Annotated in this window: 10 protein-coding genes; all 10 read left to right on the forward strand. The window is 52.2% G+C overall.

Features of this window, described 5'->3' with window-relative positions:
- The first annotated feature begins 218 nt into the window (after nt 1-218).
- The 10 genes from L2Y54_RS21905 to L2Y54_RS13580 all read left to right on the forward strand — a co-directional run bounded on the left by L2Y54_RS21905 (nt 219) and on the right by L2Y54_RS13580 (nt 13167).
- Nucleotides 219-365: a lmo0937 family membrane protein gene (locus L2Y54_RS21905; RefSeq protein ID WP_236496766.1), complete on the forward strand. Its 147-nt coding sequence runs from the start codon at nt 219-221 to the stop codon at nt 363-365.
- A gap of 41 nt (nt 366-406) precedes the next feature.
- Entirely contained in the window at nt 407-724 is a 318-nt protein-coding gene (locus L2Y54_RS13540) for an ElaB/YgaM/YqjD family protein (RefSeq protein ID WP_236496768.1), read from the forward strand.
- Between the two features lie 4 nt (nt 725-728).
- Entirely contained in the window at nt 729-1010 is a 282-nt protein-coding gene (locus tag L2Y54_RS13545) for a hypothetical protein (protein ID WP_236496769.1), read from the forward strand.
- On the forward strand, nt 977-1195 hold the full coding sequence (locus L2Y54_RS13550; protein ID WP_236496770.1) for a hypothetical protein: 219 nt from the start codon (nt 977-979) through the stop codon (nt 1193-1195). The genes L2Y54_RS13545 and L2Y54_RS13550 overlap by 34 nt, the downstream gene beginning before the upstream one ends.
- Before the next feature lie 16 nt (nt 1196-1211).
- A complete protein-coding gene (locus L2Y54_RS13555) occupies nt 1212-2243 on the forward strand; it encodes an AI-2E family transporter (RefSeq protein WP_236496771.1) in 1032 nt (343 codons plus the stop codon).
- On the forward strand, nt 2240-10780 hold the full coding sequence (locus L2Y54_RS13560; RefSeq protein ID WP_236496772.1) for a glycoside hydrolase family 94 protein: 8541 nt from the start codon (nt 2240-2242) through the stop codon (nt 10778-10780). The genes L2Y54_RS13555 and L2Y54_RS13560 overlap by 4 nt, the downstream gene beginning before the upstream one ends.
- A gap of 175 nt (nt 10781-10955) precedes the next feature.
- A complete protein-coding gene (locus tag L2Y54_RS13565) occupies nt 10956-11246 on the forward strand; it encodes a sll1863 family stress response protein (protein WP_236496773.1) in 291 nt (96 codons plus the stop codon).
- A gap of 149 nt (nt 11247-11395) precedes the next feature.
- Nucleotides 11396-11620, forward strand: a complete 225-nt coding sequence (locus L2Y54_RS13570; protein WP_236496775.1) for a CsbD family protein — start codon at nt 11396-11398, stop codon at nt 11618-11620.
- Between the two features lie 17 nt (nt 11621-11637).
- The gene (locus L2Y54_RS13575; protein WP_236496776.1) at nt 11638-11925 is read left to right on the forward strand and encodes a hypothetical protein; all 288 of its coding nucleotides are present in this window, start codon (nt 11638-11640) and stop codon (nt 11923-11925) included.
- 57 nt (nt 11926-11982) lie between these two features.
- Complete coding sequence (locus L2Y54_RS13580; protein ID WP_236496778.1) at nt 11983-13167, forward strand: DUF481 domain-containing protein; 1185 nt, start codon at nt 11983-11985, stop codon at nt 13165-13167.
- Nucleotides 13168-13173: the final 6 nt, after the last annotated feature.

Genomic DNA, 13173 nt, shown 5'->3' on the forward strand with positions numbered 1-13173 from the left:
ACTACACGTCATACGCCTTAATACAAACCCCTATTAAGTCAGTAAAGGTTTTAATAATGTTGTTTCTTTCTGCAAAGGAATTCGCTCTCTCATTGTCTGAAAAACCAATTCCGATGAAGCTTCAGACCACCTGAGTATTGGCGCGTGAATTATTTTACGTTAAGCAGCATTATATTTTAATTCGACATTTGCCAAATCATGGCGAAGTGAGGATTTATATGCTCGAAACACTTGCAATCGTCTTAGTTATCCTCTGGCTATTGGGTCTTGTTACCTCGTACACAATGGGCGGATTTATTCATATCTTATTAGTTGTTGCGATTGTGGTCATTTTGATGCGCATCATTCAAGGTCGTCGTTTATAAACCACAACAACGCTATATTAATCTTTAATAAGGAAAACATCATGCAACACAGCAAAACCACCGAAACAGAAATTGACTTCCGCGCAGAATTTGACACTCTTCGTGATCAAGTCAATGAGCTACTAAAGTCCTTGAAAAACAAAACCGAAGCGACCGCCTCCAGCTTGGGTGAAAATGTTGAAAGTAAGATGGAGCACTATCAAGATCAAGCCGGTCAAAAATTGCATGACGCATACGCAGCCGGTAATGCTGGCCTGAATGACGTGGGTGAGCACATTCGTAAAAACCCAGTTGCCAGTATGCTGATTGCTTTTGGCGTCGGTTATGCTATTTTCAAGGTGTTAGGACAAGGCAAGTAAAGTCGTGAAAGCCTTGACCGACATCATTATTAGCCTGTTTGAACTGGCTGAAGCCGAAGGTCGGGTGCTGCAAAGCCAAGTGTTACAGACAACCAGTCGTATTTTACTGCTGATCGTTGCCGCCTTGTTTTTCAGCCTAGCAGCCGGTCTTTTGCTGACTGCCAGCTATCAAGTGTTAAGCCTTTATTTACCGCCAGCGGGTGCTTTATTTATTGTAGGAATAATGTGCCTGCTGGTGGCAGGAGTATTGATATGGTTCGTGAAGTATACCAGCCGCCGACAGTAACCGAAGCCAAACAACAATTACGCACCGCCTTTGCCAATACTGAATATTTTGGATTCATTAAAAAGCATCCCCTTGAATCAGCGGGAGCATCATTGCTGGCTGGCATTTTATTTGGGAGGTTTAATAAAGGTCAGTTATCACCCGGTTTATTGGGATTGGCTGCGCAGTTATTAAAGCGCGTTTAAACATTGGATAAATACTATGAAAGGCAATGCTGTCAACGCCCTGAAAATTCCCGCATGGGGAATGTTCATCATCAGCATGGGCGTGGTTCTCTACCTCGCTAAATCCATTTTTATCCCGATTGTATTGGCAATCATTGCCTCATTCTTGTTAGCGCCTGCCGTCAACTACCTGAAAAAATTTCGTATCCCCAGCACGGTTGGCAGTTTTCTGATATTGCTGTTGTTCTCCACTGTGATGGTCACGGCAGCCAATTATCTTGCCGATCCTGTTAGTGTTTGGGTAGAGCGTTTACCTGCCGAGCTTAGGCACATTGAAGATAAATTACTCACATTCAAAAGCTCCATCGCCAATATGCGGGAGACGACGGATAAATTTGGGGAAATAGCGGCTACCGGGAGTAACACTCCGGCACGTGAAGTCGTGGTACGTGGGCCGAACCTGCTGTACGTCCTGCTGGATAATACCCAATCCTTTTTGGTTTCAGTCGCTTCCTTTGTGATGCTGCCGTACTTCCTGTTGGCATTTGGTGATTCAACCATCAACAGCGCCAACCAGTATTGGGGCAGCAAGGAATCCAGCGCCACGGTTATCCGTATTATTCAGGCAGCCCAACATCAGGTCGGTCGCTACTTGTTGCTGATCACTGCCATCAATATCAGCCTTGGCGTGCTGGTAGCCTTGACCATGTGGGCATTGGGTATGCCCAATCCGATTGTTTGGGGAGCATCAGCCACCATCCTCAATTACATCCCCTATGTGGGGGCAGCCATTAACCTCGTGATTATCACGCTGGTTTCCTTACTGACATTCAACCATTTTGGCCAGATATTGCTACCGCCCCTAGCACTGGTGCTGCTGAACCTGCTCGAAGAATTTGTACTGCCCCTGTTCGTGGGCAAGCTGTTTATCATCGACCCAATCCTGATTTTTCTGTTTATCCTGTTGCTGGGATGGTTGTGGGGCATGGCGGGTATTTTCATGGCTGTGCCGTTGTTAATGATCATGAAAATCGTATTTGACCAAACCCAAGCAAGAGAGAGCGCATGAAAGAAAATCCCAAAACCTTATTAAACAATATCCGTGCATGGGGAACGCTCTCTTTCCGGGTCAATGCGGTACACGATCTTACCCAAGAAGTGCAACCCTTACGCGCAGAACTCTTCAGCGCCGACCAAATGGAACGCCACGGCAGAACGCTGGCGGATACGCACCAACTTAGCCAAACATTTCCGCGTGATCAGCTTCTCGACCGCCTCTCCGACAACGAAGCCGTACTGGTGGAATGCGCCCGCGTATTAACCGCCACGATCAGTTCCAACCACCGCCTCACTCCAGCGGGCGAATGGTTGCTGGACAATTTCTACCTGATTGATGAGCAAATCCGCACTGCCAAACGCCATTTACCGCAAGGTTACAGCCGCGAATTGCCGCGCCTGTCGGATGGCGCGTCCAGCGGCTTACCGCGTGTGTATGACATTGCGTTAGAAAACATTGCGCATGGCGATGGGCGCGTTGACCCCGACAGCCTCAGCCGTTTCGTCACCGCTTACCAGACCGTCACACCGTTGAAACTGGGCGAATTGTGGGCAATCCCCATTATGTTGCGCTTGGCCTTGATCGAAAACCTGCGGCGCATTGCGGCACGGATTACCACCGACAAAATTGACCAAGACCTTGCCGATACCTGGGCAAACCGGATGGTCGAAACCGCTGAAAAAGACCCCAAAAGCCTGATTCTAGTGATTGCCGACATGGCACGCTCCAACCCGCCGATGACTACGCCGTTTGTGGCGGAACTGGTGCGCCGCCTGCAATGGCAGAGTGCCGCGCTGGGCTTACCGTTGAGTTGGATCGAGCAATTGCTGGCAGAATCACACCTGACCATTGAACACTTGGTGCAAATCGAAAGCCAGCAACAGGCGGCTGATCAAGTGTCGATTGGCAACAGCATCGGCAGCCTGCGCTTCCTTGGCTCGATGGATTGGGAAGAATTCGTCGAAAATATGAGCGTGGTCGAACGAGCCCTGTGCAACGATCCGGCTAGTGCATACGGCGAGATGACTTTTGCTACCCGCGACCGTTACCGCCACGTCGTAGAAAAAACTGCCAAATACACAGACTATTCTGAAGGCGAAGTCGCACAATTAGCGGTGCAACTGGCACAAACGAGCGCGGAACAGCATGGCAGTGACGACCGTACCGCACACGTTGGCTTTTACCTGATTGACGCAGGTTTGCCGCAACTCGAACAAGCGGCGCAAGTGCGGCTGCCACTGCTTACACGAGCGCATCGCTTGGTGTGCAGTTTACCCCTTCTCTCCTTTGTGGGCGGTATTACGTTGCTAACCTTGCTGTTTACCGGCGGCTTATTGTTGCAAGCCCGTGCTGAAGGCTTGCAAGGCTGGGGGCTGATATTGCTGGGCATTCTGTTCGTAGTGGGCACAAGCTATTTGTCGGTGGCACTGGTGAATTGGCTGGCAACCTTGTTGAATACACCGTATGCACTGCCGCGCATGGATTTTTCTGAAGGCATTCCCGCGCCATCACGTACTTTGGTCATCGTACCGACCATGCTCAGCAACGCCCCCGGCATTGAGAGCATGATGGAAGCGTTGGAAGTACGTTTCCTCGCCAATCGGGATGCACACCTGCATTTCGGTTTATTGACCGATTTTTTGGATGCACCGCTAGAAACGCAGCCAGGGGATGACGCGCTATTGCACCTCGCACAAGCAGGCATCGACCATCTAAATACCAAATATCCGGGCGAATCGGGGGACATTTTTTTCCTGTTTCACCGCCCGCGTCGCTGGAATCCGCAAGCACAAGTGTGGATGGGCTACGAACGCAAGCGCGGCAAACTGGCGGATTTGAATGCGCTGCTACGCGGTGGTGCAAAGGACGCTTTCGCGCTGATCGTGGGCGACATCACGCCGCTTGCCGAGGTGAAATACGTGATTACGTTGGACACTGATACCCAGCTTCCACGTGACGCTGCCCGCCAGTTCGTCGGCACGTTGGCGCATCCGCTCAACCACGCGGTCTACGACCCTGCCAAGCAGCGGGTTACACAAGGTTACGGCATCCTGCAACCTCGTGTCAGCGTGAGCCTTTCCGCCCCCAACCTGTCACGCTATGCACGCTTGTACGGCGGGGAATCAGGCATTGACCCGTACACCCGCGCCGTCTCCGACGTGTATCAGGATGTGTTCAACGAAGGCTCGTTCATCGGCAAAGGCATTTACGACGTGGATGCGTTCGAGCAAGCATTGGGTGAGCGGTTGCCGGAAAACTGCATTCTCAGTCATGACTTGCTGGAAGGCTGTTATGCGCGGGCGGGTTTGATTAGTGATGTGCAATTGTATGAAGAATACCCCGTGCGTTACAGCGCGGATGTCAGCCGTCGGCATCGCTGGATTCGCGGCGACTGGCAATTGCTGGGCTGGTTGTTGCCCTCCGTGCCGGGAGCTGGGAAAGAACGCCAGAAAAACCCATTGTCGTGGCTGTCACGCTGGAAGATTTTCGACAATCTACGGCGCAGTCTTACCGCTGCGGCATTGACGCTGTTACTGCTGTTGGGCTGGATAGTGTTGCCAATGGCGGGTTTCTGGACGCTGGCAGTGTTGGCGATTTTGCTGATTCCGTCGGTCAGTGCGTCCTTGTTGAGTTTGGTGCGTAAACCTACCGATTTGCTGTTAAGCCAACATCTGGCGGCAGAAATGCGGGCGGCAGAAGGGCATTTTACCCAAGCCGCATTGACGCTGATTTGCTTGCCTTACGAGGCGTATTTCAGTCTGGATGCGATTATCCGCACGCTCTGGCGGATGGCGGTTTCCAAGCAACGTCTATTGGAATGGAAGCCGTCGAGTGAAACCAGCCGTCATAGCCCGAATCTTTCTGACGCTTATCGGGCGATGTGGATTGCGCCAGTTATTGCCCTGGTCACGGGGTTGTATCTGGTATTGGTGCGCCCTGAAGCTTTGTTGATCGCCGCACCCATCCTGTTGTTGTGGTGGTTAGCACCTGCGATTATTTGGTGGGTGAGTGAGCCGCTGGCACGACGTACCAGCAAGCTAACGCCTGACCAAACCGTGTTTCTAAGCAAGACTGCTCGTAAGACGTGGGCTTATTTTGAGAATTTGGTCGGGGTGCAAGATAACTGGTTGCCGCCGGATAACTATCAGGTCTACCGTGACGTAGGCGTGGCGCATCGGACTTCGCCGACCAATATGGGGATGGCGTTGCTGGCGAATTTGGCGGCTTATGATTTTGGTTACTTGCCGCTGGGCGAGCTGATTGAACGGACGGCGAATACTTTACGCACGATGGAGCGTCTGGAACGTTACCACGGGCATTTTTACAACTGGTATGACACGCTGTCGCTGAAGCCATTGTTGCCGATGTATGTGTCTACGGTGGATAGCGGCAATCTGGGTGGGCATTTGCTGACCTTGCAGCCGGGGTTGCTGGCGTTGCCGGATCAGCCGATTTTGGCGGCGCGTTGGCTGGAAGGGTTGCAGGATACGTTTGGGATTGTGTTGGAAAGTACGGCGGATAAGACGCATTGGATTGCGTTGCAAACGGCGTTGAATGTTGCGGCTACCACACGCCCTACGACGTTGGTAGCGGTGAAACATTGCCTCGAACATTTGATTGCACTTGCATCTGTCGATAACAGCGAATGGGGAGTTGCGTTGGTGCGGCAATGTCGGGCGCATTTGGATGAATTGCGTTTCCTTGTGCCGGATGGAACAGAGAATCACGTTGAAGGCATCCCGACCTTACGGGAACTGTTGTTGATTCCGGCAAGTAGTCGGTGGGCGCAGGAGCGGATTACGGCGCTCGAACAACTAGCCTTGCAAGCCAGCGAACTCGCCTGTATGCAATACGATTTCCTCTACGACAAGCCGCGCCGCTTGTTTGCGATTGGCTACAACGTGACTGAACGTCACCGCGATGCGAGTTACTACGACTTGCTGGCATCCGAAGCGCGGTTGTGCAATTTCGTGACGATTGCGCAGGAACAAGTGCCGCAGGAAAGCTGGTTTGCCTTAGGAAGGCTGCTGATTACCACCGATGGCGAACCCACGCTGCTGTCCTGGAGCGGCTCGATGTTTGAATACCTGATGCCCTTGCTGGTCATGCCGACCTACACCAATACCCTGATCGACCAGACTTACCATGCGGTGGTGCAACGCCAGATTGCGTATGGCAAACAGCGCGGCGTGCCGTGGGGTACGTCGGAATCGGGTTATAACACCGTCGATGTGCATCTCAATTACCAATACCGTGCGTTTGGCGTGCCGGGTTTAGGGCTGAAACGCGGGTTGGCGGAAGATTTGGTGATTGCCCCGTATGCTTCGGCACTGGCGCTGATGGTTGACCCTGAAGCCGCCTGCCAAAACCTGCAACGTCTCGCCGCTGATGGTGTGGTGGGCAAGTTTGGCTTTTATGAGGCGGTTGATTACACCCCGTCACGGCAACGGCGAGGGGAAGCGCGGGTCGTTATCCAATCCTTCATGGCGTACCATCAGGGCATGAGTTTGCTGGCGTTGGCGTATTTGCTGCTGGATCGCCCGATGCAACGGCGTTTTGCTGCCAACCCACAGTTTCAGGCGACGCTATTGCTGCTGCAAGAACGCATTCCCAAAGCCACCGCGTTCTACACGCAAGCGGCGGAAGTGGCGGAAGTATTGCTGGCTTCCAGCGAACCGCAAATCCCGATCCGCGTCCTCAAAAACCCGAATACGCTCATCCCCGAAGTGCAGTTGCTCTCCAACGGGCGTTACAACGTGATGATAACGAATGCCGGTGGCGGTTACAGCCGCTGCAAGGATTTTGCCGTGACACGCTGGCAGGAAGACAGTACCCGTGACCATTGGGGCACATTCTGCTACATCCGCGACGTAGCCAGTGGCGAGTTCTGGTCAACCGCGCATCAACCGACGCTTGCTCCGGCAGACCATTACGAAGCGATTTTCTCGGAAGGTCGTGCCGAATTCCGCCGCCGTGACCACAATTTTGATACGCACATCGACATCGTGGTATCGCCGGAAGACGACATCGAATTGCGCCGCGTGCGTATCACCAACGATTCACCGCTGCAACGTACCATCGAAGTCACCAGTTACGCCGAAGTCGTGCTGGCCTCGCCTGCTTCTGACACCTTGCACCCCGCGTTCAGCAAGCTGTTTGTGCAAACCGAAATCATCGACCCGCTGCAAGCCATCCTGTGTACCCGTCGCCCTCACGCCCTCGATGAACACAGCCCCTGGCTGTTCCATTTAATGGCGGTGCATGAAGGCGATTCCAGCGGTATTTCGTATGAAACCGACCGGGCGCAATTCATCGGGCGCGGCAATACCCTCGTTGCCCCGCACGCCATGACCACCGCCGATCACCTGTCCAACAGCGTCGGCGCAGTGCTTGACCCCATCGTTGCCATCCGCCACCGCATTACGCTCGAACCCGAAGCCTCGGTGACGCTCGATATGGTCATGGGCATCGCCGATACCCGCGAAGCCAGCCTGCAATTGGTGGAAAAATACCGTGACCGCCGCCTCGCTGACCGCGTATTCGACCTAGCCTGGACGCACAGCCAAGTGGTATTACGCCAGCTCAATGCCAGCGAAGCCGAAGCACAACTCTACGGGCGGCTTGCCAATTCGGTGATTTATTCCCACGCTTTGCTGCGGGCAGATGCCAGCACTTTGATCAGCAATCATCGCGGGCAATCCGGCCTGTGGGCGCACGCCATTTCCGGCGACCTGCCGATTGTGTTGTTGCAAATCAAGGATCTGGACAATATCGAACTGGTGCGCCAAATGGTCAAAGCCCATGCCTACTGGCGTTTGAAAGGCTTGACGGTGGATCTGGTGATCTGGAACGAAGACCGCGAAGGCTACCGCCAATTGCTGCAAGAACAAATCATGGGGCTGATTGCGTGGGGCGTGGAAGCGCACGTCATTGACCGCCCCGGTGGTATTTTTGTACGCCATGCCGACCAGATTTCCAGCGAAGACCGCATCCTGATCCAGTCCGTTGCCCGCGTCATTATCACCGACAGTAAAGGTTCGCTGACCGACCAAGTGAATCGGCGCGGCTTGTTGGAGGTGCGTGTACCGCGCTTCAAACCCAGCCACTTCCCTGCCCCAACAGCCGTGGGCAGTTTGTTGCCGCGTGATGACCTGATCCTGTTCAACGGCTTGGGCGGGTTTACGGCTGACGGGCGCGAATACGTGATTACCCCGACCAACGACCAGACCACGCCTGCGCCGTGGGTCAATGTGCTGGCCAATCCCCACTTTGGCACTGTTATTTCCGAAAGCGGGCAAGCCTATACGTGGGGCGAAAATGCCCACGAATACCGATTAACCCCCTGGCATAACGATCCGGTCAGCGATTTAAGCGGCGAAGCCCTGTATTTGCGCGACGAAGACAGCGGCGAGTTCTGGTCGCCCACGCCGCTGCCATGTCCGGGAACGGGCGCGACCATCAGCCGCCACGGTTTCGGTTACAGTGTGTTTGAACACAATGAAAACGGCATTTACTCGGAACTCACCGTGTTTGTGGCGTTGGATGCGTCGGTCAAATTCTCGGTGCTGAAAGTACGCAACGCCTCCGGGCGCACCCGCCAGCTTTCCGCCACAGGTTACGTGGAATGGGTACTGGGCGATTTGACCCCGAAATCCGCCCCACATGTGATTACCGAATGCACTGCCCCGCAAGGCGCAGTATTCGCCCGCAACGCCTACAGCATGGAGTTTGCGGAGCGGGTAGCATTCTTCGCGGTGGATGATGCGAATCGTACTGTCACGGGCGACCGTGCCGAATTCATCGGGCGCAATGGTTCATTACGTAACCCAGCGGCACTGCAACGGGCGTACCTGTCCGGCAAAGTGGGCGCAGCACTTGACCCGTGCGCCGCTATCCAAGTGCCGTTTGAACTGGCAGCAGGACGTGAGCGGGTGATTGTCTTCAAGCTGGGTGCAGGGCGTGATATGCACGATGCGCAAGCCTTGGTGCAACGTTTCCGTGGCGTAGCGGCGACACTCGACGCGCTCAAACAGGTACAAAATTATTGGGTGCAAACCTTGAGCACAGTGCAGGTGGAAACGCCTGATCCTGCTGTGAATATGCTCACCAACGGCTGGCTGCTATACCAGACGCTGGGTTGCCGCTTGTGGGGACGCAGCGGTTATTACCAATCGGGCGGCGCATTCGGTTTCCGCGACCAGTTGCAGGATGTGATGGCGTTGGTTCATGCCGAACCGCACAAAGTCCGCGAACATTTGCTGCTGTGTGCGGGGCATCAGTTTGCGGAAGGCGATGTGCAACACTGGTGGCATCCGCCATCCGACCGGGGAGTGCGCACGCAATGTTCCGATGATTATTTGTGGTTGCCGCTGGTGACGTGCCGCTACATCCTGACCACGGGCGACATGGCGGTGCTGGATGAGCAACGCGGTTTCCTGAGCGGGCGAGCGGTGAGCGTCGGGGAAGATTCCTACTACGACTTGCCGGGGCATTCGGCCGAAGTTGCCAGCCTGTACCAGCATTGTGTCCGCGCCATCCTGCACGGCTTGCGCTTTGGCGAACACGGTTTGCCGCTGATGGGTTCGGGCGACTGGAATGACGGCATGAATCTGGTCGGTATCGAGGGCAAGGGCGAAAGCATCTGGCTGGGCTTTTTCCTGTGTGAAGTGCTAGGGCAATTTGCCGAGCTGGCAAAACAGCGCAATGACATCCCCTTTGCCGAACGCTGCCAGCAGGAACGTTACCAATTGCACCAGAATCTGGAACGCCACGGCTGGGATGGCGCGTGGTATCGCCGCGCCTACTTCGACGATGGCACGCCGCTGGGTTCAAGCAGCAACCCGGAATGCCAGATTGATTCGATTGCGCAAAGCTGGTCGGTACTTTCTGGCGTGGGTGCGCCCGAACGCACCGCGCAAGCAATGCAATCGCTGAATACGCATTTGGTGCGCCGCGATCATGCGCTGGTGCAGTTGTTAGACCCGCCGTTCAATACTTCCGATTTGAACCCCGGTTATATCCGGGGCTATGTGCCAGGTGTGCGCGAAAACGGTGGGCAATACACCCATGCAGCAATTTGGGCAGCGATGGCATTTGCCCGTTTGGGCGACAGCGCACATGCGTGGGAATTGCTGGGCATGATTAACCCGATCAACCACGCCACTTCCCCGCAAACCGTGGCAACGTACAAGGTTGAACCGTATGTGATTGCCGCCGACGTGTATGGCGTTGCCCCGCATACCGGACGCGGCGGCTGGACGTGGTACACCGGCTCGGCAAGCTGGATGTACCGGCTAATTACCGAATCGTTGCTGGGCTTACGGCGCGAAGGCGATAGTTTGCGCTTTGAACCGTGTTTACCGCCAGAGTGGACGGGATTCAAAATGCTGTATCGTTATCAGGAAACGCTTTATCACATTGTGATTACGCAATTAAACACGCAGGAAGGTGACAATACCGTGACATTGGATGGCATTAATCAGCCTAACGGTGTTATTCGCTTGCTGGATGATCACATTGAACATCACGTTACATTTAAAATAATTTAAAATTATTAAGTCACTTATGGATTTAAACAATCAGAGTTAATTTTGTTTTTTAATTGGCTCCACCATTTATATCTATTTTTGTGATTTACCTTGCCATATTAATAAATATAGCGTCTAATGAACCTATGGAGTTTTTCAGAAAAAAGCGCCTCATCACAAATAAAGGAGATATATTATGACCACTAAAGAAGATTATAAACAAAAAATCGAAGGCGAGTTAGCGTTAGCCCAAGCCAAATTGGCCGAGTTTCAAGCACGTGCGAAAATGGCTTCAGCCGATACCCGCATTAGCTACAACGAACACATGCATGACATGGAACAAAAGTTCGAAGCGACTAAGGTAAAGTTAAAAGAGTTTGGTGAAGCCAGCGATGGTGCGTGGGAAAATTTGAAGGATGGCGTGGAAACCGCATGGCATTCACTGAGTGATTCCGTTAAAGATGCTGCTGCTAAATTCAAAGCCTGACACTACGCCCCTCCCTCTTTCCGACAAGTTTTGCTAACACACTAGCATTTTAAGGTAGCCCATTGACCTTGCCCCCCCCAAAAGGCGGGCTGCCTTACTTTTTAATTCCCTTTAATTAAAGCCAACATGCGCTTTAAAGGATCAATCTAATGGATACGAATTATTTGTCAGCTCACTGGCATCAGATGAAAGGTAGCGTGCGCGAGCAATTTGGCAAATTGACCGACGATGATCTACTGGAAATCGGCGGCAAAGTCGAGCTTCTCGTAGGTAAATTACAAGAGCGTTACGATCTGAGCCTTGCAGAAGCGGAAGCCGCTGTCACTGGCTTAAAAATTGATGCCGAAGGCATGAAACTAGAAACCAATCTTTAACGAATACCGGAGTTTTTATGAAAATTAATCTTATGCTATTACCCCTCGTGATTGCTGTGAGCTTGCTTGGCTGTGACAACACGACCGAACAAAAGGCTGCGGATACTGCCAATGCTGCTAAGGAAAACATGAAAGACGCAGCGCATGAAGCCAATGAAAAAATGAAAGAGGCGGCTGATGACGTGAAGGAAAAAGCGGGTGATGCCGCCGATGCCATGCGAGAGCAGGTTGAGAAAGCTAGATTGGAACGGGAAAAGCAAGAAGCTGAAGATGCATTGAAGAAAGAAGAAGCTTTGAAAAAATAAGACCCTATGGAATTTTCCTTAGTGCGTTTTAACAATTTTTGATGGATTATGAATACAATGAAAATACAAATGCTAGCTTTCGCCGTTACGTCTGCGCTGTTGGGTGCGACTGCACCTGCGATGGCAGAAGACGTAACGCTGTTTGATTACGAACAACCGACCAGTGCGTATGAAGATGCGTATGTTTCTGGGCGTTTAAACATAAATAGCGGCAATCAAGATCAAACCAGCCATGATTTGAACTTGGATATGAATTACGAACGGGTTTTCAGTTCCCCTGACCGTGATATTAAATTCAACGGGGATCTGCAAGGCTCCTCCAAACGCGGTCCGAGTGCCGGTGATGCAACTCAAGATAATTACATCGGCACTGGCTCAGTGGGCATGAATAAATATTTCCAACCGAATAGCAAAGGTGCTTTTTGGTACGGTGATGGTGAAATTGGCATTAAAAAAGGTGCTGATGACCCACGTATAAAAGCGGGAGTCGGCGTAGGTTATGGTCGCGTTGTCAATGTTACCCCAATGGCGCAAGCGATTCGTCTAGTAGAAGCCCTAACTGAGAAGCAACGCCTGACGGGTAGTTTAACCAAAGCGGAATACAATCAGGTTGCCAATATTATTGCTAAAGAAAGTGAATACCGGACTAAATACGGTTCAGCAGATTACCAGCAAAATTGGATGGCTGACATTGAAAAAGTTTTACAAGCTACTGGCAAAACTGCGGGGGAACTTGGCGCTATTGGCATTCTCAGAGCGCGTGATGTTTTAGTGAATGAACGAATTTCTACCCGCAAACACGGTTGGTTAGCCAAAGTGGGTGTGAGCGAAGTTCTCAAAGATTACGATGGCAGTGATACCAAACCTGCCTTAGACATTGGCGCGGAATATCACCGTCCGCTGAATAATCAAACCCAGTTTTCTAATGAAGCGTCGGCTTCTGCCATTTTGCAAGATAGCGACAAAAGCTACACCGCTAAAAATGCCATGAGTTTGACGCATGAATTAACTGACCGCGTGGATTGGTTAAACAGTTGGGCGATGAATTACGACCATAATGATGTCACCGATGCAGATACGACTACCAATGCGGTGAGTTCCACTTACCGTTATTACATTAGCAATAAACTGGCGTTTGATACGGTAGCAACGTTATCCAAAGTTGATGATGATATTGCTGACAACGGTAATGACGAAATCGACAATTCATTATTCATGGGCGTTACTTATCGCCTGAAATAATGCCAC

It is taken from the genome of Thiothrix winogradskyi, assembly GCF_021650935.1.
GTDB lineage: Bacteria > Pseudomonadota > Gammaproteobacteria > Thiotrichales > Thiotrichaceae > Thiothrix > Thiothrix winogradskyi.

What these genes read in the sequence shown, in the direction of transcription:
- L2Y54_RS21905 (WP_236496766.1), top strand. Translation starts at nt 219, where the DNA reads ATGCTCGAAACACTTGCAATCGTCTTAGTTATCCTCTGGCTATTGGGT.
- L2Y54_RS13540 (WP_236496768.1), top strand. Translation starts at nt 407, where the DNA reads ATGCAACACAGCAAAACCACCGAAACAGAAATTGACTTCCGCGCAGAA.
- L2Y54_RS13550 (WP_236496770.1), top strand. Translation starts at nt 977, where the DNA reads ATGGTTCGTGAAGTATACCAGCCGCCGACAGTAACCGAAGCCAAACAA.
- L2Y54_RS13555 (WP_236496771.1), top strand. Translation starts at nt 1,212, where the DNA reads ATGAAAGGCAATGCTGTCAACGCCCTGAAAATTCCCGCATGGGGAATG.
- L2Y54_RS13560 (WP_236496772.1), top strand. Translation starts at nt 2,240, where the DNA reads ATGAAAGAAAATCCCAAAACCTTATTAAACAATATCCGTGCATGGGGA.
- L2Y54_RS13565 (WP_236496773.1), top strand. Translation starts at nt 10,956, where the DNA reads ATGACCACTAAAGAAGATTATAAACAAAAAATCGAAGGCGAGTTAGCG.
- L2Y54_RS13570 (WP_236496775.1), top strand. Translation starts at nt 11,396, where the DNA reads ATGGATACGAATTATTTGTCAGCTCACTGGCATCAGATGAAAGGTAGC.
- L2Y54_RS13575 (WP_236496776.1), top strand. Translation starts at nt 11,638, where the DNA reads ATGAAAATTAATCTTATGCTATTACCCCTCGTGATTGCTGTGAGCTTG.
- L2Y54_RS13580 (WP_236496778.1), top strand. Translation starts at nt 11,983, where the DNA reads ATGAAAATACAAATGCTAGCTTTCGCCGTTACGTCTGCGCTGTTGGGT.